This window comes from Pseudonocardia thermophila, from assembly GCF_900142365.1.
Taxonomy (GTDB): Bacteria; Actinomycetota; Actinomycetes; order Mycobacteriales; family Pseudonocardiaceae; genus Pseudonocardia; species Pseudonocardia thermophila.
Genome location: NZ_FRAP01000013.1, coordinates 163,922 through 186,101 on the forward strand (window position 1 = coordinate 163,922; position 22,180 = coordinate 186,101).

Here is a 22,180-nt window from a genome sequence, read left to right on the forward strand (position 1 = left end):
CGCACGAAAGTGCCGTTCGCCGCGCCCGGCCCAGGCCGGCCATCATCGGGGTTCGCGCCTGGACGCGGCGCGCGTAGGCCCGCGCAGCGCGGGCCCGGTCATCGCAGCGGGTGGAGCACCAGTGGCGCCGGCCCCGGCGCAGCAGGTAGCGGGTGCAGGGCGGGGAGCCGCACGCGACGAGGCGCTCGGCGTCCGGGCCCGTGAGCAGGTCGGCGGCGTCGTCCGCGAGTAGCGCGCGGGCGCGATCGACTACCCGGTCGGTGACGGCCGCACGGCGCGGTAGGACCCGTCGGCGGCGGCCCGGTGCAGGAGGGGCCCACCGGGGCCCGGTTCAGCGCGTCGTTGACGGCCGCCACCGCTTCGGGGCGGGCCGGCTCGCCGGCGACGCGGGCGGCGAACAACGCCCTGACGTGGTCGCGCCTCGCACGCAGCCGCGCCGCGCACGCCTCCTGCAGGTCGGCGTCCGCGGGCGTGAGGCCGCGCTCGGCGACCCACCGGTTCACCGTCTCCGGGGCGGCGAGCAGCTCGACACCGCCGTCCTGTCCACCGGGACCGCCGCGCATCCCCGTCCTGTTCGGCGGTGAGCCGGTCGTGCTGACCGTTGCCCGGGCCGCCGAGACTGCGGGGATCCTCGGCGCCCGCCGGGTCGTGCCCGACCACTGCGACAGCTGGCCCACGTCACCGAGAGCCGGGAAGGGGTCGTGGCCGCGTTCACCGCCGCCGGGCTGGCCGACCCGGCTCGTGATCCGCGCGTAGCGTCCGCGGCCGACCGCAACGAACGGCCCTTCCGTGCACCTGGAGTGGACGAAAGGGCCGTTCGTTGCGTCGGCTCGGACCCGGCGGCACCCGGAGGCGTCGGTGCGCCACCGGACAATGGGGCCGTGAGCCGGCGGTGGGTGCTGCACCTCGACATGGACGCGTTCTTCGCATCCGTCGAGCAGCTCACCCGCCCCACCCTCGCCGACCGCCCGGTACTGGTCGGCGGGCTGGGACCGCGGTCCGTCGTGGCCGGGGCGAGCTACCAGGCGCGGGCCTTCGGCGCCCGATCGGCGATGCCGATGGCGCAGGCACGGCGGCTGGTCCCGCACGCGACCGTGCTCCCGGCCCGGTTCCCGCTGTACTCGGCCGTCTCGGAACGGGTGATGGCGGTGCTCGCCGAGGCCGCGCCCGTGCTGGAGCCGGTGTCGGTGGACGAGGCGTTCCTCGAACCGCCGGACCTCGCCGGCGCAGATGCCGCCACCGTCCACGAGTTCGGCGTCCGCCTGCGCAAGGCCGTCCGGGAGGCCACGGGGCTGCCCGCCTCGCTCGGCGCCGGCTCCGGCAAGCAACTGGCGAAGATCGCCTCCGAGCTGGCCAAGCCGGACGGGCTGCGGGTCATCGCCCCCGACGAGGAACGCGCCGTGCTCGATCCGCTGCCGGTGCGCGCGCTGTGGGGCGTCGGCCCGGTCGCCGAGCAGAGCCTGCGCAGCATCGACGTGCACACCGTGGGCCAGCTCGCGGCGATGGACCTGCGCGAGGTCACCGCGGTGCTGGGCACGGCCGTCGGCACCGAGCTGCACCGCCTGGCGAACGGCATCGACGACCGCCCGGTCGCCCCGCGCGGGGCCGCCAAGCAGGTGAGCGCCGAGACCACGTTCGACACCGACCTGACCGCCATGTCCGCGGTCCACGAGGCCGTGGCGAAGATGACGGCCGCCGCGCACCGCCGCCTGCTCGCCAGCGGCCGGGCGGCGCGCACCGTCACCGTGAAGGTCCGCGCCGCCGACTTCACCACGACGAGCCGCTCGGAGACCTCGCCGCTGCCCAGCACCGACCTCGCCACGCTCACGGCCACGGCGGTGCGGCTGGCCGGGTCCGCGGTACCCGCGGGCGGGGTGCGGCTGATCGGGGTGTCGCTCGCCGGGCTCACCGACGATCCGCCGCCTGCGCTGTTCGACCCGCAGCCACCGCCGGCGCCCGCGCCCCTCCCGGTGGTGACCGAGCCCGCCCCGGAACCGCCGCGACCCTGGCGCACCGGGGACGACGTCCACCATCCCGACCACGGGCACGGGTGGGTGCAGGGCGCCGGGCACGGGCGGGTCACCGTCCGGTTCGAGACCCGCAGCACCGGCCCCGGCCGGGCCGTCACCTTCTCCGCCGACGATCCTGCGCTCACCCGGGCCGATCCGCTGGCGAGCCTGGAGTGACCTGCGGGTGAACCTGTTCCGACAGGGTCGTTGGTCAGTACCGCGATGATCGACGGCAGCGTAACCTCGCAGGTACCGGTGCTCCGCCCGCTCCGGACGGCCCGGTCGGTCGAGAAGGGATAGAGGCGGTGCACGTGCGAACGCGGTCGGCACGCCGATGGTGGGGGGTCGGCACCCTGCTGTTGGCCGTGCTCGCGCTGCTGTCGGCGGCCCGCTGCGTGATCACGATGGTCTACCTCGGGTTCGAGTTCAGCGCCGAGGTCAACCCGATCCGCACGCCGGCCAGCTACTACGTGTTCGTCGAGGGCGGCAGCGCACCGTTCACGTCCGCCGCGGTCGCGCTCGCGGTCGCCGCACTCGCCGTCCTGGTGGGGATGACGTGGGCGGGCGCGCACATGTCCGGTCGGCCCACCGTGCTGTTCTCGGTGTGGTCGCTGTGCCTGATCCTCGCCGCGATCTTCCCGACGGACAACAGCCCGGACATCACGTCGTTCAGCGGGTGGGTCCACCAGTTCGCCGGGGCCGGGATCCTGATGCTGCTGTCGTTCGCCGGGCTCGCCGCGGCGGCGCAGCTGGCCGAGAACCCGGCGTGGCAGCCGGTGGTGCCCATCGTGCGGGTGCTGTCCCTGGGCGCGGGCGTGCTCACCTCCCTGTACATCGCCTCGCGCGTCATCGAGCTGGCGCCCGAGGCGTTCGCCGCGATCGGCGTCGTCGACTTCGGTGGACTGCTGCAGCGGGCGTCGATGGCGTTCCAGATCGGGGTCGTGATGGCGCTGGCCCTGCACCTGATGCGGGTGTCGTGGCACGCGCTGCGGGCGGGCTCGGCCGAGCCCGCCGCGCCGGACGGCCCGGTCCGGCTGGGCGATCCACCGGCCACCTGCTGACCGCTCCCCCGGTGCCGCCGTGCGGGCGAGGGATGTTTCACCTCGCCGCTGCGGAGGGATGCACCTGAGGCATCCGACACACGCGAAGGGGTGAGCGAGGTGGACACGACCGTCCTCGTGCTGGTCATCGTGGTTGTCCTGCTGCTGGTGGTCATCGCGGTCGGCGGCGCCCTGCTCGCCAGGGCGCGCCGCTCGCAGAAGCTGCAGGAGCGCTACGGCCCGGAGTACGAGCGCACACTGCACGAAACCGGCGACCGCAAGGCCGCCGAGGAGGACCTCGCCGAGCGCGAGGCCCGCCGCCGGAAGCTGGACGTGCGGGACCTGTCCGACCAGGAGCGGGACCGCTTCGCCGGGCACTGGACGCAGATCCAGCGCGGCTTCGTCGACGACCCGGTGCGGGCCGTGCACGACGCCGACCGGCTGGTCGTCGACATCATGCGGACCCGCGGCTTCCCGACCGACGACGCCGACCGCCGCACCGAGGACATCTCCGTCGACCACCCGCAGATCGCCCAGCGCTACCGTGACGCGCGCGCCGTCCGGTCGGCGACCGAGCAGGGCCCCGTCGACACCGAGACGCAGCGGCACGCCGTGACCGCGTACCGCGATCTTGTCGATGCCCTGCTCGGAGGCGAACAATCGGCGTCCACCGCCTCGCCCGCGAAGGAGCAGACCCGATGACCACGTCCGACGGAGACACCGGCGGCGCCCTCGACAAGCTGAAGTCGGTGTGGCGGGAGGCCGTCGGCACCCGCGACGACCAGTCCGACGCGACGGACCAGCAGGAGGAGCCCCGCACCGACGGCTGGGAGAAGCGGCCCGCGCCGCCGGGCACCGCGAACCCGGCCGACGTCCGGCCCGAGGTCACCGCCCAGCACGCCAGCGGCCTGGAGCCCGCCGAGTTCGGCACCGGGCCGGTGGCGCAGCAGGGCCCGGTGCCGCGGCCCACCTCCCCGGTGCCGCACCAGCAGGGCCCGGTGCCCCACGAGCAACCGGTCGCCGCCACCGCGCGCGGGCCGATCCCGCGCTGGGGTGCCGCTCCGGCCCCGGTCGGCGCGGAAGGCACGCCCGGCGCCGCACCGCCGGTGCCGCCGCAGGGCCGCCCGCAGCCGACACCCCAACCATCAGCGCCCCAACAGTCAGCGCCCCGATCATCAGCGCCCCAGCCATCAGCGCAGCCCGCACCCCAGCCGGTGCCGGGGCTCGGTGACCGCCGGTCGGGGTGGACCGAACCCGGGGCGGCCGGATCATCGAGCACGGCGCGGTCGGACGCGCCGGACGCCGAGCAGGCCACCACGGCGTCCACGCCACCCGGTGGGCAGCAGAACGGCACGGCGGAGGCGCAGGGCAACCACGGGCTGTTCACGCCCGCGAACGACACCGGATCCACGGCCACGGCTGACGCGGACACCCGGACATCCGGCGAGGGCACGTCGTCGAGCTCGACGGATCCAGCCGAGGACACCACCGAGAGCCCGGCCGCGGACACGGCGAGAAACACCGCGAAGGACACCGCGAAGGACACGGACACCGCGAAGGGTTCTGCGGACTCGGCCGGCACGGACTCGGCTGGCACAAACGCGGCTGGCACAAACGCGGCTGGCACGGACTCGGCTGGCTCGCACAACAGCCCCCAGAGCACGGCCGTGCACCGGCCCGCGGCGCACCGGCCCGCGGCGGCCAGCACCACGACCGCCAGCACCACGACCCCGACCGGCGCCTCCACCGAGCCGGAGCGGATCGTCCCGGCCGACCGGGCGCAGAGCTTCACCGCCCGGTGGAACGAGGTGAAGGGCGATTTCGTCGACGAGCCGCGGGAAGCGGTGCGGAAGGCGGACACGCTCGTCGGCGAGGTGCTCGACGAGATCACCCGCGCGTTGGCCGCGCAGCGCGCCGAGCTGGAGCGCGGTCTCGACGACGAGGCCACCTCGACCGAGGACCTGCGTCAGGCCATGCAGCGCTACCGGAAGTTCTTCGAGCGCCTGCTCACGTTCTGAGCATCCGTCGAGGACGACGTCGCCGTGGTCGGGTCGCCTCGTTGATCACGGCGACGTCGATCTCGACTCGGGTGCGAATCAGGTTGCTCGGCTCGTCACCGGGTGATCTACGAGCCCGGCGACCGGGCCGATCACCACGACGGCGGGCGGGCTGACCTCCTCGGCGCGTGCGACCTCGGCGACCGTGGCCAGCGTGGCGCGGACCGCGCGCTCGATGCGGGTGCTGCCGTCCTGCACGATCACGACCGGGGATTCGGGGTCGCGACCACCGGCGAGCAGGGCGTCCGCGAACGCGCCGAGCCGTTCGACGGCCATCATCAGCACGAGGGTGCCGCGCAGCCGGGCGAGCGCGTCCCAGTCGACGAGGCTGCGCGGGTCCCCGGGTGCTGCGTGCCCGGAGACCACGACGATCTCGTGCGCCACCCCGCGGTGGCTCACCGGCACGTCGACGAGGGCGGGGACGGCGAACGCGCTGGTCACACCGGGCACGACGGTGACCGGAACTCCGGCCTCGGCACAGGCGAGGACCTCCTCGAACCCGCGCCCGAACACGTACGGATCGCCGCCCTTGAGCCGCACCACGAACTTCCCGGCTCGAGCGTGCTCGATCAGCAGCTCGTTGATCTTCTCCTGCTGCATCGCCCGGCCGTAGGGGATCTTGCTGGCGTCGATGACCTCGACGGACTCGGCGAGCCCGTCGAGCAGGTCACGGGGCCCCAGCCGGTCGGCGACGACCACGTCGGCGCGGGCGAGCAGCCGCCGTCCGCGCACCGTGATCAGCTCGGGATCGCCCGGCCCGCCCCCGACCAGCGCCACGCCGGGCCGGACCGGTTCGGCACCCTCGTCGACGGCGTCCGCGAGCCCGGCGGCGAGGGCTTCGACGATCGCGGTCCGCACGGCGGCGGACCGGCGCGGCCGACGCCCCGCCAGCACGCCGACGGTGAGTCCGTCGTGGTGCCCGACGGCGGGGGTGACCGCGGAACCGCCCGGGGCGTGGTCGGCCCGCACGCAGAACACCTGCCGCTGCTCTGCCTCCGCGCAGACGGCGGCGTTGACCTCGGGATCGTCGGTGCAGGCCAGCGCGTACCAGGCACCGGCCAGATCCCCCGGCGTCCACCGGCGCGCGGTCCAGCGCAGCTCCCCGGCCACGGCCATGCCCTCGACGGCGGGGGTCACCTCGGGTGCGATGAGTTCGACGTCGGCGCCTGCGGCGACGAGGCCGGCGACCCGCCGCTGGGCGACCGTGCCTCCGCCCACGACGACGACGCGGCGGCCGGCGAGGTCGAGCCCCACGAGGTATGGGGCGACGGTCACGGGTCCTCCAGGGTCGACCGGGCGGGGGATCCGCACGAGGATACGGGCAGGTCAGCTGCCGCAGTCGCAGCAGTTGCAGCAGTCACAGCAGCCGTCGCAGCCCTCGCAGCCGTCGCAGGAGCAGTTCTGGCACCAGCCGTCGCGGCGCTTGCCCGACCACGGCCCCTCGTACTCCCCGCAGCAGACCTGGCACGTGCAGAACAGCACGACGGCCGTCCCGCACCCCGCGAGCAGACCACGGCCGCGGATCGGCTCCTTGTCGAGGGACGGCTTGGCGGCGTGCGCGAACGCGTGCTGCACGGCGCGGTCCAGCTCGTGCACGAGCAGCCGGTGCGCCAGCCGCCCGCTGGCGCGCGAGGCCCAGGTGACGTCCGCGAGCGCCAGCCGCACCCCGAGCACGGCGTCGTCGGCGTGGCGGCGGGCGGCGGCCAGGTCGGTCCCGGTGGCCACGAGCGGGTTCCACGCCCCGCTGCGCTCGTCGGCGGGCAGGTCCTCGACGGCGTCGAGCAGGTGCGCGAGGCGGCCGAAGAGGCGGCCGGCCTCGGTGAGCGGCGCGATGTTCTCCGGCCGCTCGGCGAGCACGGCCGTGTGGGCGAACGCGGCGGCGGTGGCGGTTTCGGTCGGCTCGGTGACGGCCAGCAGCGATGTCGCCGTGCGCTCGAGGCCGGGTTGGCGCGCGACGGCGTCGAGCAGCACAGCGGTGTCCAGCCCGAGGGCGGCGGCGTCCGCCGCGGCGTGACGGGCCCAGCGCCCGGCCAGGCGGGTGGCGGCGCGGGCCAGGGCCGGCCGGGCGAGTGGGCCGTCGCCGTCGGCGGCGTGGTCCTTGAGGGTGGCGGAGGCCAGCACGAGGGAGACGACGGCGGCCAGCCGCGCCCCCTCCCCCGTCGCCACGGTCGCGGACCGCAGGCCGCGCAGGGCGCACGGGCCAGCAATCCGGGTCCGCTGCCCGGTCTGCGCCGCCACCAGCACGGAGATCAGCAGGCCGTCGTAGTTGGTCGCGACGCGCGCCAGGTGACCGTGCGCGTCGCGCAGGGCGAGGCACAGCCCGCAGAGGTGCCCGATCCACTCCGCGCGCAGCGCAGCGTCGAGCGTGTGGCGACAAGGCCGGATCATGCCGAACACCAGCGCACCCTACGGGGGCGTGCTCGGGGACCGGTCCCGGTGGGTCGACGATCACCCGTGGACGAGCGCCGCTGTCTCCTCAGCCACGCGCCGGTGCAGCGCGCGAGGCAGGTCGTGGCCCATCCCCGGGAACGTGACGAGCCGGGCACCCGGCACCGCCTGCGCGGTGGCCAGGCCGCCGGCCAGGGGGATCAGCGGATCGGCCTCGCCGTGCAGGACGAGGGTGGGAGCGGTGACGGTGCCCAGGGCGGGCCGGCGGTCGGGTGAGGCGAGGACCGCGGCGAGCTGGCGGCGTCCGCCGTCGGGATCGCGGTTGCGGGTGTAGGCGCCCCGCCCGTAGGCGCGCAGGAAGTCCTCGTCGAGCGGATAGGCGGGCGAGCCGATCGTGCGGAACGTCGCCACGACCTGCTCCCCTGCCTGTTCCGGGGTGCGCGCCGGCGGCGCGGCCGGCACGAGGGCTGCGCGCAGCCGCGGCCGGGCGATCCACGGGCCGGGGCTGGACATCACCGACGTCAGCGATCGGACCCGCGCGGGGTGCTCGATGGCGACGGTCTGCGCGATCATCCCGCCCATCGAGGTGCCGAACAGGTGCGCCGACTCCCAGCCCAGCGCGTCGAGCACGGCGACGGCGTCCGCGGCCATGTCCGACAGCGTGTACCGCGCGGCGGCCCGCGGCCAGGCCAGCATCCGCGCCAGCGACGGCGCGCCCAGGGCGGTGAGCGCCGTCGAGCGGCCGACGTCGCGGTTGTCGTAGCGGGCGACGTCGAACCCGGCGTCGGCGAACGCCTCCAGCAGCGTGTCGGGCCAGAAGGTGAGCTGCATGCCCAGCCCGGAGATCAGCAGCAGCGGTTCGCCGGTGGACCCGGTGCGCTCGTGGACCAGCTCGACGGCCCCGTTGCGCGCCGGTGCGGTCACGCGGCACCTTCCTGGAGGGCGTCGTCGGCCGAGGAGCCCAGCGCGGTGGCGACGGCCCGCGGCGCGGTCGCGAGCGCGGTGTCGAGCACGCGCTCGCGGCGGCGGGGGTTCATCAGGTTGCCGCCCATCGCGGCCAGATCCGCCGGGCCGGGGGTGAGCACCCGGACCCGCACACCGGCGGCGCGCACCGCCTCGATCTCGGCGTCGAGCCAGCGGGTGAGCAGCCGGCGCAGCTTGCGCTCCAGCTGCGCGAGGGGGTCGGCCGGTCGGTCGTACTCGTAGCTGGCCATCGGCGCGAGCACGATGACCTCGTCCAGCTCGGGGGCGCCGGGGCGGGCGAGCAAGCGCAGCGAGGTGGTGGAGGCGATGCCGCCGTCGACGTAGCGGCGGCCGTTGATGGTCTGCGGTGCGAACCAACCGGGGATCGAGCAGGACGCCAGCACGGCCTCGCCGACGGTGGCGGGCGGGCCACCGGCCCGGCCGAACACGACACGGCGGCCGGAGTCGTAGTCGACGGCCGCGATCCAGAGCGGGTTGCCGGGGATCCAGCCGTCCTCGGTGACGCCGACACGGGTCTGCATCGCGGTGACCATGTCGACCAGGGAGCTCAACCGCGCCCGGCCCAGCGGCATCAGCGCCGAGGCGACCACGACCGGGTTGAGCGAGCGTCCGTTGCGCACCGCGGAGGCCAGCAGCGCGGGCGACCCGATCCACGGCCACGGCACCGGCGGCAGCCCGTTGCCGGTCTCCCGCTCGATGCGCCGGATGTCCGGCAGATCGACGACGCCGTCCAGGTCGGGCGCCAGCTCGTCCGGGTCCGTACCCTGCTGGTGGGCCAGCAGCTCGTCGACGGTCTGACCGCAGCGCAGCGCGGCGCCCAAGACGCTGCCCGCGCTCGTGCCGACGATGAGGTCGAGCTCGCCCAGCGGGCGATCGAGCACGTCCTGCAGCGCCACGAGGGTGGCGGTCGTCCACGCGGACCCGAGCAGGCCGCCCGCACCCAGCACCAGCCCGGTCCGCGTCATGACACCCTCCCCGATGAAGGCCCTACTCGAGAGTAGCGCTCATCACAGTAGATCGGGATACAGCGCGGCGCACGGCGGACGAGCCTCTGTCGACGATTGCAAGCTCACCAACCGGACGGGTAGCCGCACACCTTGCGTGCCGCCTCGGTCACCCTCAGTGCAGCCGACGAGCCTCGCTCGTGCGCCCCGTGCAACGAACGGCCCTTTCGTCCACTCGGAATGGACGAAAGGGCCGTTCGTTGCCGCCAGGTCCGGCGAGAGGGTTGGCCTCACTCGTGCCCGACCACCGGCCGCGGCACGTACGGAGCCTCGAGCGCTGCGACCTCGTCGTCGGTGAGCTCCAGCTCGACCGCCGCGATCGCGTCCTCGACGTGCCCGGGCTTGGTGGCCCCGATGATCGGTGCGGTCACCGGGGCCTTGTGCAGCAGCCACGCGAGCCCCACCTGCGCCCGCGAGACCCCGCGCGCCTCGGCGATCTTGCCGACCTCGTCGATGATCGCGGCGTCGGACTCGTCGGCCCCGCGCCCGTAGAAGGGGTCGCTGCCGGCGCGGACGGTGCTGTCGGCGCCGGCCGGGCGGGTCAGCCGCCCGCGGGCGAGCGGGCTCCACGGGATGACGCCCACGCCGGTGGCGGCGCAGTAGGGCAGCATCTCCCGCTCCTCCTCGCGGTAGAGGAGGTTGTAGTGGTTCTGCATCGAGGAGAACCGGGTCCAGCCGTTCCTCTCGGCGACGTGCTGGGCGGTGGCGAACTGCCACGTCCACATGCTGGATGCGCCGATGTAGCGGGCCTTGCCGGCGCGCACGACGTCGTGCAGCGCCTCCATGGTCTCCTCGATCGGCGTCGTGTAGTCGAAGCGGTGGATCTGGTAGAGATCGACGTGGTCGGTGCCCAGGCGGCGCAGCGACGCGTCGATCGAGGCGAGGATGTGCTTGCGCGACAGGCCGCGGTCGTTGGGCCCGTCGCCCATCGGGTTGTAGACCTTGGTGGCCAGGACGTAGTCGTCGCGGCTGCGGAAGAACTCCCGCAGGAGGGTGCCGGTGATCTCCTCGCTGGCGCCGAGCGAGTACACGTCGGCGGTGTCGAAGAAGATCACCCCGGCCTCGACGGCGCTGCGCACCAGCGGGCGGGCCCCGTCGAGGTCGAGCACCCAGTCCCGCCAGGACGAGGAGCCGTAGCTCATCATCCCGAGGCAGATGCGGGAAACCTTCAGGCCAGTGCTACCGAGGCGGGTGTACTCCACCCCCTGAACTTAGATCTGCCCCGCGGATCCGCGGTACACGCAGGTCACCTCAGATCCGCGGGGCCGCCACGATCAGGCGAGCGGCCCGAACCGCAGGATCGCGACGACGAGGGCCAGCACGCCCAGCACGATCGGCGGGACGACCGCCTTGCCCTCGTTGCGGCGCACGTGCACGACGCCGGCGCCGATCATGATCAGCGTCAGCCCGAGGGCGGCCAGCGGCGTGAGCACCGGAGCGATACCGGTCAGCGTCGGCAGCACGAGGCCGATCGCACCGAGCACCTCGAGCGCGCCGATGCCCTTCACGGCGCCGTCGGAGAAGTCCTCGGCCCACCCCAGGCCGCTGTCGATCAGCTTCTTGCGGTCCTGGACAAGCTTCATCGCACCCACGGCGAGGAAGGCGAGCGCCAGGATTCCCTGCAGGATCCAGGAGAAGACGGCCATGTCGTCCCCTTTCACGTGAAAGTTCAACAGGTGTTTCCAGGTGGAACTTCACGTTGATCCGGACCATTCCCGGGCGGGCCGTGGCGCTACAGCTGGGCCGGTCCCGCGAAGGGACCCAGATCCTCGACGGCGCGCAGCCGCTCGCCCGCGTCGCCGACGAGCGGTTCGCCGTGCCCGAAGCAGGCGATGTCCGCGTCCAGCCCGGCCAACAGCCGGAACGACTCCACGGCCGCGGCCCGGTCCTCGTTGAACGGCCCCAGGATCAGCGCGCCTTCGTGCTCGGCGATCGTGTCGCCGGTGAAGAGCACGCCCGCCTCGGGCAGGTGCAGCCCGATGCTGCCGGCCGTGTGCCCCGGCCCGTGCACGACCACCGCGCCGCCGCCGAACGGCAGCACCTCGCCGTCGTCGAGCACCCGATCGACCGGGCACGGCGGCGCGACGCCGCCCCCGACCTGCGCGAACAGCGCCTCTTCCGCCGGCAGCAGCGACGGCTGCGGCGCCGGCTCGGCACCGGTGACGACGCCCGCTTCGGCTCCGTGGACGAGCACCTCCGCGCCCCACGCGCGCACGTCGACGGCCGATCCGGCGTGGTCGACGTGGTGGTGGGTGAGCACCACCCGCCTCACCGCGGACGGGCCCAGCCCCAGCTCCGACAGCGCCTCGGCGATCACCGGCGCCGACCCCGGCGGCCCGGCGTCGATCAGCGTCACCTCGGCGTCGGCACCCGACCCGTCGCGCCAGATCCAGCACTGCCCGAACGCCGGCTGGACCCGCCACAGCCGCTCCGCGATCTGCGTAACCCCCATAAGGCGAACGGTACTGACGCGCGCGGGTCTACGGTGGACGGTTCGCGGAGGGCGATCAAGCGAAACGGGGAGACCGACGTCGTGGCGGGAAAGGAGCTCCTCTCGACGCGATCAGCCTCGACCGCACCCCGGTCTCACCCCGGTCTGTCAGAGGCACGCTCGGGGCCGCGCGCAACGAACGGCCCTTTCGTCCACTCTGAGTGGACGAAAGGGCCGTTCGTTGCGGCCAGGTCCGGCAATCACGCCGCCCACGCCGCGTGCACGATCCCCGCGACCCGGTCGGCGGACAGCTCCCCGATCCCCACGAGCGCTCCCTGCGCAGCCTCCGCGATCTGTGCGGCCAGCCCCAGCCGGACCGGGCCGGACTCGCAGTCGACCACGACCGTCGCCACCCCGTCGGCGGCGAGCAGGCGCGCGGCGCGGCAGGCGTCGCGGACCGGGTCGCCGCCGGGGCGTGCGGCGACCGTGGCCCGCCCGTCGGTGAGCACGACGAGCAGCGGGCGCCGCCGCGGATCGCGCAGCCGCTCCACCTGCAGCACCGTGCGGGCGCGCAGCAGGCCGTCGGCGAGCGGGGTGCGGCCGCCGGTGCGCAGGTGCGCCAGGCGGGCCTGGGCCGCCGGCACGCTCGACGTCGGCGGGAGCGCCACCTCGGCACCGGCCGCCCGGAACGTCACCAGCCCCACCTTGTCGCGGCGCTGGTAGGCGTCGCGCAGCAGGGAGAGCACCGCGCCGGTGACGGCGGACATGCGCTTGCGCGCGGCCATCGAACCGGACGCGTCGACGACGAACAGCACGAGGTTGCCCTCCCGGCCCTCACGGACCGCGCCGCGCAGATCGGCTGCCGTGAGCGTCAGCCGCCCGCCCGTGCGGCCACGCCCGGCGGCCGCCGCCACCGTCGCCGGCAGGTGCAGGTCACCGGCGCGGCGCGGCGCCGACGTCGTGGCGCGCACGACCCGCCCGGAGTCGGTGCGGGCCCGCGACCGGCGGCCCGGTGCCCCCTCACCGAGGCCGGGCACACGCAGCAGGCGCGCGCGGAACGGCTCCCCCGGCGGCGGTGCCGCCCGGCCCGGGCCGTCCCCGGCCGGGCGTTCGGCGCCGCTCTGCCCCGAGGCACCGGACGGCGGCGGCGCACCTCCACCGTCCGGGGAGTCCGGAGGTTGCGGGGGCTCGGGGTCGTCGGGCGGTCCGGCCTGGTCGAGCGCCTCCTCCAGGGCCTGCTCGTCGATGCCCGGCTCGTCGAACGGGTCCCGGCGGCGCCGGTGCGGCAGCGCCAGTCGAGCCGCGACCCGCACGTCCTCCTCCTCCACCACCGACGCGCCGCGCAGCGCGGCGTGCGCCCGGGAGGCGTTCGCGATGACGAGATCGGCGCGCATCCCGTCGACCTCGAACGCCGCGCAGACGGCGGCGATGCGCCGCAGCTCGGCGTCCGGCAGCTCGACGGCGGGCAGCTTCTGCTGGGCGGCGGCGATCGCCTCGGCGGTCTCGCGCTCGGCGTCGGCCCACTGCGCGGCGAAACCGGCCGGATCGGCCTCGTACGCCATGCGCCGGCGCACCACCTCGACCCGGGTGTCGACGTCGCGGGCCGCCCGCACCTCCACGGCGAGCCCGAACCGGTCGAGCAGCTGCGGCCGCAGCTCGCCCTCCTCCGGGTTCATCGTGCCGACCAGCAGGAACCGGGCGGCGTGGGTGACCGACACGCCGTCGCGCTCCACGTGCACCCGCCCCATCGCCGCGGCGTCGAGCAGCGAGTCGACGAGGTGGTCGGGCAGCAGGTTGACCTCGTCGACGTAGAGCACCCCGCGGTGGGCCTGGGCGAGCAGCCCTGGCCGGAACGCGCTCGTGCCCTCCTGCAGCACCCGTTCCAGGTCCAGCGATCCGACGAGCCGGTCCTCGGTGGCCCCGACCGGCAGCTCCACCAGCGGGGCCCGCTCGGTGCGCAACGCGACCGAGTGCTCGTCGTCGCTGCGGTGCGGGCCGTCCGGGCACGCGGGATCGGGCGCGGTCGCGTCGCAGCGGAACCGGCACCCCTCGGCGACCTGCTGCTCGGGCAGCAGCGCGGCCAGCGCGCGCACGATCGTCGACTTCGCGGTGCCCTTCTCGCCGCGCACCAGCACCCCGCCGATCCCCGGATGGACGGCGTTGAGCAGCAGCGCGAGCCGCAGGTCGGGGTGGCCGACGACGGCGGAGAACGGGAAGACGGGCGTGGACATCACCGGTCACCCTGCCAGACCGGACGTCACGACCGGGAGGCCCGCGGGCACACCGTGATTGATGAGTTGTTCAATCGCGCTGATGTCGACGTGCTGTTCGACGAGATCACCGAGCAGGTCGAGCTGGCCGGCGCGCACGGCCGCGACGCTGGTGTCCGGGGCGACGCGGAAGCCCGTGCGGCCCGCCTGCTCCGCGACCCGGGTGAGCAGCAGCCTGCGGAACGCGTCGTTCTCCAGCAGGCCGTGCCAGTGGGTGCCCAGTACGGCACCGGTGTCGGAGCCCTCCCCGTCGAGCAGGTGCGGGTCGCCGGAGCGCACGACCTGCCCGTGGTGGATCTCGTAGCCGGTGACCGGCACGCCCCACGCGGTCCCCGACGGGGTCGCGAGGGTCTTCTGCGGCGCGAACTCGATCTCCAGGTCGAGCAGTCCGAGCCCCTCGGCCTCGGCACCCTCGACGCCGTGCGGATCGGCGATGCGCCGGCCGAGCATCTGGTAGCCGCCGCAGATGCCCAGCACCGGACGGCCGGCCCGGGCGTGCGCCACCACGGCCTCTGCGAGCCCGGTGCGGCGCAGCCAGTCCAGGTCGGCGACGGTCGCTTTCGACCCGGGCAGCACCACCAGGTCCGCGTCAGCCAGCCGGGACGGGTCGGTGGCGTAGCGGACCGCGACCCCGGGCTCGCACGCCAGCGCCTCGACGTCGGTGGCGTTGGAGATGCGCGGCAGCCGCACCACCGCCACCCGCAGCCACTGGGAGCCGTGCGGCGGTCCGGGTGCGCCGAGCACGCCGTCCGCGACGGCCGAGAGCGAGTCCTCGGCGTCGAGCCACAGCCCGTCCGCCCACGGGACGACGCCGTACGTGGGCCGCCCGGTCAGCGCGCGCAGCTGCTCGAGGCCCGGTGCGAGCAGGGCGGGATCGCCGCGGAACTTGTTCACGACGAACCCGGCGATGCGCGCCTGGTCGGCCGGGCCGAGCACGGCGAGGGTGCCGAACAGGTGCGCGAGCACCCCGCCGCGGTCGATGTCGCCGACCACGACGACGGGCAGGTCGGCGGCCTCGGCCAGGCCCATGTTCGCGATGTCGTTCGCCCGCAGGTTGATCTCCGCGGGGGACCCGGCGCCCTCGCAGACCACGACGTCGAACCGCGCGCGCAGGTCCGCCAGCGCCGTCACCACGACGTCGAGCAGATCTGCCTTGCGCAGCTGGTAGGTCCGCGCGCTCACCACCCCGTCGGCCCGCCCGCGGACCACGACCTGCGCGGACCGGTCGCTGCCCGGTTTGAGCAGCACCGGGTTGAACGCGACGCTCGGCGCCAACCCGCACGCGTGCGCCTGCATGGCCTGGGCGCGGCCGATCTCCCCGCCGTCGGCGGTCACGACCGAGTTGTTCGACATGTTCTGCGCCTTGAACGGCGCCACGTTCACCCCGCGCCGGTGGAGCACCCGGCACAAGCCGGCCACCAGCGCGCTCTTGCCCGCATCGGACGTCGTACCCGCGACGAGGAGGGCTCCGTGCACCGCACTACCGTAGGTGGGTGCGTTTCCTGCTGCGTCCCGGCTGGCTGGCGCTGTGCGTCGCGGTCGTCGGGTTCGCCGTCGCCTGCTACACGTTCCTCGCCCCGTGGCAGTTCGGTCGCGAGGCCGAACGCGCGGCCCAGCAGGAGGCCATCGACGCCGCGAACGCCGCACCGCCCGCCCCGCTCGCGGAGCTGTCGGCGCCGGGCACCGGCGTCACCGCGGCGAACGAGTGGCGGCGGGTGCAGCTCACCGGTACCTACCTGGCGCAGGCGCAGACGCTGGTCCGGCTGCGCAGCCTCGAGGGCGGACCCGCCTACGAGGTGCTGATCCCGATGCGCACCGACGACGGCCGCACGGTGCTCGTCGACCGCGGGCTGGTCGCCGCGAACGGCACCGCGGTGCCGGAGATCGCTGCCCCGCCCGAGGGACCGGTCACGGTCGTGGCCCGGATGCGGCTCGACGAGACCGACCCGCAGAACCGCGGGGGCGCCGAGGTGGCCGGCACCCGGCAGGTGTTCGCCGCCGACTCGCGCGTCGTCGCCGCGCTCACCGGCCTGCCGCTCGAACCCGGCTACCTCGCGCTGGAGGCCGGGCAGCCGGGGGTGCTCAGCCCGGTGCCGGCCGAGCCGACCGTGGCGGGATCGGCCCCGTTCACGAACTTCTCCTACGCCCTGCAGTGGCTCAGCTTCGGCGCCATCGCGATCTTCGCGCTGATCTGGTTCGTGCGGCTGGAGCTGATGCAGCGGGAGGGCCGCACGCGCAGGCGCAGCGAGCTGCGGGCCGCGCTGGCCGGCGAGGACGAGCCCCGCTCGGACGTCAACGAGCGACCGTAGCCGCGATCAGCGCGGCGAGCCCGCCCACGAGCCGGGAGAGCCGGGCAGCGCGGCGCAGGTCGCGCGCGTTCGGCGGCGGGCCGTCGCCGAGCTGGGGCCGCTCCTCCACTGCGTGGCGGTACACGGTGCGCCCGCCCAGCGCGACGCCGAGCGCGCCCGCCCACGCGGCCTCCACCGGGCCGGCGTTGGGACTGGGGTGGCGGTGGCCGTCGCGGCGGGCGGCGCGCAGGGCAGCGCGGAAGGTGGCCGTCGCTGCCGGTCCGGGGTCGCCGGAGAGTGGCTGTCCCGCCGTCTCCTGGCGGGAAGGCGGTGCTCCGGCCAGCGCTCCGGCCGCCTCCGCCACCGCAGCATCGGCGGCCCCGGCAAGCGCGACCAGCGCCACCGTCACGCGCGCGGGCACCCAGTTCACGACGTCGTCGAGCCGCGCAGCGGCCCAGCCGAAGCGGCGGTAGCGGGGCGAGCGGTAGCCGATCATCGCGTCGAGCGTGTTGACGGCGCGGTGGCCGAGCAGCCCGGGGGCGCCCGCGACCGCGCCCCACAGCAGCGGCGCGACCACGGCATCGGAGGTGTTCTCCGCCATCGACTCGGTGCCCGCTCGGGCCATCCCGGCGGCGTCGAGCAGCTCCGGGTCGCGCCCGCACAGCGACGGGATCCGCGCACGCGCGGCGGCGAGATCACCGGTGTCCAGCTCGTCGGCGAGCCTGGCGCCGTGCCCGGCCAGCGACGTCCCGCCCAGCACCGTCCAGGTCGCGACGGCGGTCAGCAGCGTGCGCGCGACCGGGTTGCGCACCCGCTCGGCGAGCGCCCCCACCCCGACGGCGGCCCCGACCAGCACCGCGACGTGCGCGGCTCCGGCCGCCCGCGAGTCCGCGTAGGTGCGTCGCTCCAGCGCCGCGGCGGCCCGGCCGAACCCGGCCACCGGGTGGAACCGGGGCGGATCGCCGAGCACCATGTCGGCGGCCCAGCCCAGCAGCAGCCCCACCGCTCGTGCCCGCACGGGATGCGACGCTAGGCCACGCCACCCGCCCCGCGCGCAGCGCCCCGGCGCCTGGATGATCGGGGGGTGCGCACCGACATCGTCCCCGCCGAGCTCGGTCACCGGGCGTTCTACAAGCTGCTCACCGCGACCGTGGTGCCGCGGCCGATCGCCTGGGTGTCGACGGTCTCCGCGGACGGGGTGGTGAACCTCGCACCCCACTCGTTCTTCACGGTGGCGTGCGTCGACCCCCCGATGATCCAGTTCACCAGCGTCGGTGTGAAGGACTCGCTGCGCAACGTGCGCGCGACCGGCGAGTTCGTCGTCTGCCTCGCGCCCGAGCCGCTGTTCGAGCAGATCAACGCCACGGGCACGGACTTCCCGCCGGACGTCGACGAGTTCGCCGCGGTCGGGCTCACCCCGGAGCCGAGCGCCACGGTGGCGCCACCGCGGGTCGCGGAGTCACCGGTGGCGTTCGAGTGCCGGCTGCACCAGGCGCTGGAGCTGGGCGACTCGACCGTCGTGATCGGGCGCGTCCAGCGCGCCGCGATCGACGCTGACGCGTTCGACCGCGACCCGGCGCAGGGTGGCCTGCCGCGCATCGAGGCGCTGCGACCACTGGCCCGGCTGGGCCGGGACCAGTGGTCGACGATCGGCGAGGTCCGCGAGATCTCCCGGATCCGCTACGAGGACTGGCCGGGCCACTACTCGCCGACGGCGCGCCCGAGCTCCAACCCGTAGATCCGCTCGGCCTCCTCGGCGATCCGCCGCAGCGAGCAGGGCCACCGCTCTCCCGAGCCGCTGGCGGTGCGGCACTCCGCGCAGCGCCCCAGCCGGTCCGGTACGTGAGCAGCGAGCAGGCGCCGCCAGACGACGGGCATGCCCGCCATCACCGCGGCCATCGTCGGCGCCCCGTTCTCCGCCTCGCCCACGCTCACCTGGGCTCCCCCCACGTCGTCGTGCCACGTTCGTCGGGGGAGACGGTACGTGGGTGCGCTCGGTGACGCGCGTCGGCGTCCCCGTTACTACAGGGTGAACTCGCCGCTCACCGGGCCCGCGCTGTCCTTGTGCAGCTCCTGTTCGCGCCCGCGCAGCTCGACCCGGCGGATCTTGCCCGAGATCGTCTTGGGCAGTTCGGCGAACTCCAGGCGGCGGATCCGCTTGTACGGGGCGAGGTTGTCGCGGGCGAAGGTGAGGATGTCGCGTGCGGTCTCCTCGGTGGGCTCGTAACCGGCCGCGAGCACGACGTACGCCTTCGGGACGGCCAGGCGCACCGGGTCGGGCGACGGCACGATCGCCGCCTCGGCCACAGCCGGGTGCTCGATCAGCACGCTCTCCAGCTCGAACGGGCTGATGCGGTAATCGCTGGCCTTGAAGACGTCGTCGGCGCGGCCGATGTAGGTGATGTACCCGTCGGCGTCGCGCGAGCCGACGTCCCCGGTGTGGTAGACGCCACCGGCGAACGCCTCCGCGTTGCGCTCGTCGTCGCCGTAGTAGCCGACCATGAGGCCGAGGGGCCGGTCGGCGAGGTCGATGCAGATCTCGCCCTCCTGCACACCCTTCTCCCCCGTGGTCGGGTCGACGAGGACGATCGGGTAGCCGGGGATCGGCCGGCCCATCGAGCCGGGCTTGACGACCTGCCCGGGCGGGTTGCCGATCTGCAGGGTGGACTCGGTCTGGCCGAACCCGTCGCGGATGCGCACCCCCCAGGCCTTCTCGACCTGCTCGATGACCTCGGGGTTGAGCGGCTCACCGGCGCCGACGACCTTCGTCGGGGGTTTGGCCAGGCTGGTCAGGTCGGCCTGGATGAGCATCCGCCACACGGTGGGCGGCGCGCAGAAGCTGGTCACACCGCAGCGGTCGAGCACCGACAGCACGCTCTGCGCGTCGAACCGCGCGTAGTTCATGACGAGCACGCACGCCTCGGCGATCCACGGCGCGAACACGTTGCTCCACGCGTGCTTGGCCCAGCCCGGCGAGGAGATGTTGAGGTGGACGTCGCCGGGCTCGAGGCCGATCCAGTACATGGTCGACAGGTGCCCCACCGGGTACGACGCGTGGGTGTGCTCGACCAGCTTCGGCTTCGAGGTCGTGCCGGAGGTGAAGTAGAGCAGCAGGGTGTCGGACCCGCGCGTCACCCCGTCCGGGACGAAGGTCGCGGCGGCGTTCGCGGAGTCGGCGTAGTCCAGCCAGGCCGACGGATCGGCGACCGGGCCGAGCTCGCCCACCGCGATCCGCGTGTAGTCGCCCGCGACGTCGTCGAACTTGGCGGCGTCGGACCCGGCCACGACGACGTGCCTGGCGTTGCCGCGCTCGATCCGGTCCCGCAGGTCCGCGGCCGTCAGCAGCGTCGTGCACGGGATGAGCACGGCGCCGAGCTTCATCGCCGCGAGGATCGTCTCCCACAGCTCCACCTGGTTGCCGAGCATGAGGATGACCCGGTCACCGCGGGAGACACCGTGGCTGCGCAGCCAGTTCGCCACCCGGTTGGAGCGTTCGGCCAGCTGCGCGAACGTCCAGTGCGCCTCGCTGCCGTCGCTCTCCACGATCCACAGCGCCCGCTTCGCGCCCCGCTCGGGATCGGCCGCCACCGCGTCGAAGTGGTCGATCGCCCAGTTGAACTCGTCGATCTGCGGCCAGCGGAAGTCGCGGACGGCGGTGTCGTAGTCCTCCCGGTTGTCCCAGAGGAACTGCCGTGCCGCGTAGAACGCCGCCACCGACGGATTCTCGGTCACCTCTTCGTCACCTCACCCGGTCGTGCCCGTGTGTCCTGCCGGCCGACCCTAGCCGCGCAGGCGCGTTCCGGCGCACCCCCGATCGGACGGGTGAGAGGTCCCGACACGCCGAGCCGTACGCCGCGGACCAGCGCGTTCTCCCCTACCGTGCGGGCAGTGCCCAACCCGTCCACGCGGGGAGGACACCGTCGAACGCAGCAACGGACCCCGGCGAACGGATCTCCCGCGAACCGGAGAACGGCCCAGGAGAGGCCGGGCGCACGGACGCCCGTCCGGGGCAGCGGCGTGCCGACGCGTGCTACCGGGAACCGATCACTTGTTCGGGTGAAGTCATCGAGGACGTGCAGCGTTCCGGACCGCCGCGGCGATGGGCCGGGTGAGACCGCCGCATCCGCGGCAGGACCGGAACGCCACGAGGGGGCGCCGATCATGAAGACCGACACGGTCCAGCAGGACATGTTCACCGTGCTGCACGGACAGCCGGCCCCGGTCGTGACGCGGTGGACGTACCGCGCCGATGATCCGTTCGCCGTCACGCTCGCCGTCCGCACCAGGCACGACCGGTGGGTCGAGTGGCTGCTCGCCCGCGACCTGGTGGTGGAGGCGCTGGAGGGGCCCGCGGGCATCGGGGACATCCGCATGAGCCCGCAGATCGTGCAGGGCTACGACATCATCGAGATCGAGATCCGCTCGGTCGACGGCCGGGCGATCCTGGAGGTCGACCGCGACCTGCTCCGCGGGTTCATCGACGCGACGCTCGAGATCGTCCCGCTCGGCGAGGAGTCCGCGGAGATCGACTTCGACTCGGAGATCGCCCGGCTGACGCAGGGCTGCCCCGAGTGAGACCGGAGTAAGCACCGCACCACCGTCCGCCCGGGCGAGCCGTCGCGCGCCGGCCCCGTCCGAGACCTCTCCTCCAGCGCGCCCGCTCCCGGTTGCCCCGCGCCCCGGCGCAGGTGATCTGATGCACCGGATGAGCCAGCACTCCCTTCCGGACGCAATGACGACGTCCGCGAGGCCCCGCGACGCCGACGCGACGCGCCGGGCCCTCCTCGACGCGGCCAGGACGCTGTTCGCGCGGGACGGGTACGACGCGACGACGGTCCGTGCCGTCGCCCGGCTGGCCGGGGTCAACCAGGCGCTGCTCTTCCGCTACTTCGGCAACAAGGAAGGGCTGTTCGCCGCGGCCGTGCGCGAACCGGCCATGGACGTGCTGACCAGCGGACCACGCTCGGAACTGCTCGACCGCGTGCTGTTGGCGGTGCTCGAACCCGTCGGCGACCCGCAGGCGTTCCTCGCGGTGCTGCGCGGCACCGCCAGCACGCACGTCAAGCACCAGTTGCGGGACGAGCTGGAGGCCGCCTACACCGCGGCGCTGGCCGACCTCGTCGACACCGATGACCGCGCCGATGCCGAGGCCCGTGCCCAGCTACTGCTGGCGTGGCTGCTGGGCATCGCCGTGGTGCGATCCACCCACGGCTTGCGGACGAGGCTCACCCCGCAGCAGTCGTTGCCGCACCTGCGCCGCGCCGCGCAGGCGCTGCTGCACGGGTGAGGTGTCCGGCGGGTTTCACGTCGCGGCGGGGCGGGCTCGACGGGGTGGGCCGGGGTCCAGCGGCCCCACGGAGACCTGCACCGAGCGGCCGTCCGCACTGAGCCGGCCCTCGTCCCGCGCGCGCCGCACCATCGCCGCCCACCGCGCCGGCCAGTCCTGCGCGGTGGCGAGCAGGTGTGCCCGCGTGCGCAGCATCGCGAGGTCCAGCCAGACGTGCTCGCCGTCCGCGACGCCGGTGTCGGTGGTGAGCAGCGCGGCCCGCAGCTTCGCGCCCTCGAGGTCCGTCTCCAGGTGCAGGGCCGAGCAGTCGTCGACGTCCCGGACGATCGCGCCGGCAGCGGTGAGTCGCACGATCACCGTGCCGATGATGCCGTACACGGTCGGTGACGGCGCGGCGTGCCGGACCGGGTGGGATCAAACCG

The 22,180-nt window shown here is 74.5% G+C and carries 21 protein-coding genes and 2 pseudogenes; 8 read left to right on the plus strand and 15 right to left on the minus strand.

Annotated elements, in window-relative coordinates; translation table 11 throughout:
- Positions 1-121: 121 nt before the first annotated feature.
- Both BUE41_RS32700 and BUE41_RS32030 read right to left on the minus strand, forming a co-directional pair.
- Positions 122-208: pseudogene (locus BUE41_RS32700) on the minus strand (hypothetical protein); the annotation flags it as partial.
- Positions 209-317: 109 nt separating this feature from the next.
- Positions 318-563: pseudogene (locus tag BUE41_RS32030) on the minus strand (ABATE domain-containing protein); the annotation flags it as partial.
- A gap of 318 nt (positions 564-881) precedes the next feature.
- On the opposite strand from BUE41_RS32030, the gene BUE41_RS17750 reads away from it, so the two are divergent.
- From BUE41_RS17750 to BUE41_RS17765, 4 genes are all read left to right on the plus strand, one after another.
- Positions 882-2,186 carry a DNA polymerase IV gene (locus BUE41_RS17750; protein ID WP_268794497.1) on the plus strand — a complete coding sequence of 435 codons (1,305 nt, stop codon included), beginning with the start codon at positions 882-884 and terminating at the stop codon, positions 2,184-2,186.
- A gap of 188 nt (positions 2,187-2,374) precedes the next feature.
- Positions 2,375-3,070 (plus strand): DUF998 domain-containing protein, encoded by a 696-nt coding sequence (locus tag BUE41_RS17755; protein WP_234997379.1) that lies wholly within the window; start codon positions 2,375-2,377, stop codon positions 3,068-3,070.
- Between the two features lie 99 nt (positions 3,071-3,169).
- Positions 3,170-3,751, plus strand: coding sequence for a hypothetical protein (locus BUE41_RS17760; protein WP_073458289.1), 582 nt, complete (start codon positions 3,170-3,172; stop codon positions 3,749-3,751).
- Positions 3,748-5,067: a hypothetical protein gene (locus BUE41_RS17765; RefSeq protein WP_073458239.1), complete on the plus strand. Its 1,320-nt coding sequence runs from the start codon at positions 3,748-3,750 to the stop codon at positions 5,065-5,067. Before BUE41_RS17760 ends, BUE41_RS17765 begins: the two co-directional genes overlap by 4 nt.
- Before the next feature lie 78 nt (positions 5,068-5,145).
- On the opposite strand, the gene cobA is transcribed toward BUE41_RS17765, so the two are convergent.
- The 9 genes from cobA to BUE41_RS17810 all read right to left on the minus strand — a co-directional run bounded on the left by cobA (position 5,146) and on the right by BUE41_RS17810 (position 15,659).
- Entirely contained in the window at positions 5,146-6,381 is a 1,236-nt protein-coding gene (gene cobA, locus BUE41_RS17770; RefSeq protein WP_073458240.1) for a uroporphyrinogen-III C-methyltransferase, read from the minus strand.
- 51 nt (positions 6,382-6,432) lie between these two features.
- Positions 6,433-7,503, minus strand: a complete 1,071-nt coding sequence (locus tag BUE41_RS17775) for a DUF5685 family protein (protein WP_073458241.1) — start codon at positions 7,501-7,503, stop codon at positions 6,433-6,435.
- Between the two features lie 51 nt (positions 7,504-7,554).
- Positions 7,555-8,418: an alpha/beta fold hydrolase gene (locus BUE41_RS17780; protein ID WP_073458242.1), complete on the minus strand. Its 864-nt coding sequence runs from the start codon at positions 8,416-8,418 to the stop codon at positions 7,555-7,557.
- Positions 8,415-9,443, minus strand: a complete 1,029-nt coding sequence (locus BUE41_RS17785; RefSeq protein ID WP_073458243.1) for a patatin-like phospholipase family protein — start codon at positions 9,441-9,443, stop codon at positions 8,415-8,417. Before BUE41_RS17785 ends, BUE41_RS17780 begins: the two co-directional genes overlap by 4 nt.
- 269 nt (positions 9,444-9,712) lie before the next feature.
- Entirely contained in the window at positions 9,713-10,684 is a 972-nt protein-coding gene (locus tag BUE41_RS17790; RefSeq protein WP_073458244.1) for an aldo/keto reductase, read from the minus strand.
- 72 nt (positions 10,685-10,756) lie between these two features.
- Positions 10,757-11,128, minus strand: coding sequence for a DoxX family protein (locus BUE41_RS17795; RefSeq protein ID WP_073458245.1), 372 nt, complete (start codon positions 11,126-11,128; stop codon positions 10,757-10,759).
- An 86-nt stretch (positions 11,129-11,214) separates the two neighbouring features.
- Positions 11,215-11,934: an MBL fold metallo-hydrolase gene (locus BUE41_RS17800; RefSeq protein ID WP_073458246.1), complete on the minus strand. Its 720-nt coding sequence runs from the start codon at positions 11,932-11,934 to the stop codon at positions 11,215-11,217.
- A 239-nt stretch (positions 11,935-12,173) separates the two neighbouring features.
- Complete coding sequence (locus BUE41_RS17805) at positions 12,174-14,144, minus strand: putative cobaltochelatase (protein WP_073458247.1); 1,971 nt, start codon at positions 14,142-14,144, stop codon at positions 12,174-12,176.
- 6 nt (positions 14,145-14,150) lie between these two features.
- A complete protein-coding gene (locus BUE41_RS17810) occupies positions 14,151-15,659 on the minus strand; it encodes a cobyric acid synthase (protein WP_073458248.1) in 1,509 nt (502 codons plus the stop codon).
- Positions 15,660-15,676: 17 nt separating this feature from the next.
- Between BUE41_RS17810 and BUE41_RS17815 the strand changes: the two genes are divergently transcribed.
- Positions 15,677-16,492 carry an SURF1 family cytochrome oxidase biogenesis protein gene (locus BUE41_RS17815; RefSeq protein ID WP_073458249.1) on the plus strand — a complete coding sequence of 272 codons (816 nt, stop codon included), beginning with the start codon at positions 15,677-15,679 and terminating at the stop codon, positions 16,490-16,492.
- Here BUE41_RS17815 and BUE41_RS17820 read toward each other — a convergent pair.
- Entirely contained in the window at positions 16,476-17,444 is a 969-nt protein-coding gene (locus BUE41_RS17820) for a CobD/CbiB family cobalamin biosynthesis protein (protein WP_200803990.1), read from the minus strand. The two genes, BUE41_RS17815 and BUE41_RS17820, sit on opposite strands and share 17 nt — an antisense overlap.
- A 111-nt stretch (positions 17,445-17,555) precedes the next feature.
- Here BUE41_RS17820 and BUE41_RS17825 point away from each other — a divergent pair, with 111 nt between their 5' ends.
- Entirely contained in the window at positions 17,556-18,209 is a 654-nt protein-coding gene (locus tag BUE41_RS17825; protein ID WP_073458251.1) for a flavin reductase family protein, read from the plus strand.
- Here the strand turns inward: BUE41_RS17825 and BUE41_RS17830 are convergent.
- Together BUE41_RS17830 and BUE41_RS17835 are read right to left on the minus strand one after the other, a co-directional pair.
- Complete coding sequence (locus tag BUE41_RS17830; protein WP_143172215.1) at positions 18,173-18,406, minus strand: hypothetical protein; 234 nt, start codon at positions 18,404-18,406, stop codon at positions 18,173-18,175. The two genes, BUE41_RS17825 and BUE41_RS17830, sit on opposite strands and share 37 nt — an antisense overlap.
- 87 nt (positions 18,407-18,493) lie before the next feature.
- Complete coding sequence (locus BUE41_RS17835) at positions 18,494-20,203, minus strand: AMP-binding protein (RefSeq protein WP_073458253.1); 1,710 nt, start codon at positions 20,201-20,203, stop codon at positions 18,494-18,496.
- Between the two features lie 429 nt (positions 20,204-20,632).
- On the opposite strand from BUE41_RS17835, the gene BUE41_RS17840 reads away from it, so the two are divergent.
- Together BUE41_RS17840 and BUE41_RS17845 are read left to right on the plus strand one after the other, a co-directional pair.
- Positions 20,633-21,046: an SsgA family sporulation/cell division regulator gene (locus BUE41_RS17840; protein WP_073458254.1), complete on the plus strand. Its 414-nt coding sequence runs from the start codon at positions 20,633-20,635 to the stop codon at positions 21,044-21,046.
- Positions 21,047-21,203: 157 nt separating this feature from the next.
- Complete coding sequence (locus tag BUE41_RS17845) at positions 21,204-21,758, plus strand: TetR/AcrR family transcriptional regulator (protein WP_073458255.1); 555 nt, start codon at positions 21,204-21,206, stop codon at positions 21,756-21,758.
- Between the two features lie 15 nt (positions 21,759-21,773).
- Here the strand turns inward: BUE41_RS17845 and BUE41_RS17850 are convergent, their stop codons facing one another.
- Entirely contained in the window at positions 21,774-22,115 is a 342-nt protein-coding gene (locus BUE41_RS17850) for a hypothetical protein (RefSeq protein ID WP_143172216.1), read from the minus strand.
- Positions 22,116-22,180: the final 65 nt, after the last annotated feature.

Excerpts from the sequence above, each read along its gene's own strand:
- BUE41_RS17765 (WP_073458239.1), top strand. The coding sequence starts at position 3,748 with ATGACCACGTCCGACGGAGACACCGGCGGCGCCCTCGACAAGCTGAAG.
- BUE41_RS17785 (WP_073458243.1), bottom strand. The coding sequence starts at position 9,443 with ATGACGCGGACCGGGCTGGTGCTGGGTGCGGGCGGCCTGCTCGGGTCC.
- BUE41_RS17795 (WP_073458245.1), bottom strand. The coding sequence starts at position 11,128 with ATGGCCGTCTTCTCCTGGATCCTGCAGGGAATCCTGGCGCTCGCCTTC.
- BUE41_RS17800 (WP_073458246.1), bottom strand. The coding sequence starts at position 11,934 with ATGGGGGTTACGCAGATCGCGGAGCGGCTGTGGCGGGTCCAGCCGGCG.
- BUE41_RS17805 (WP_073458247.1), bottom strand. The coding sequence starts at position 14,144 with ATGTCCACGCCCGTCTTCCCGTTCTCCGCCGTCGTCGGCCACCCCGAC.
- BUE41_RS17820 (WP_200803990.1), bottom strand. The coding sequence starts at position 17,444 with ATGGTGCTCGGCGATCCGCCCCGGTTCCACCCGGTGGCCGGGTTCGGC.
- BUE41_RS17840 (WP_073458254.1), top strand. The coding sequence starts at position 20,633 with ATGAAGACCGACACGGTCCAGCAGGACATGTTCACCGTGCTGCACGGA.
- BUE41_RS17845 (WP_073458255.1), top strand. The coding sequence starts at position 21,204 with ATGACGACGTCCGCGAGGCCCCGCGACGCCGACGCGACGCGCCGGGCC.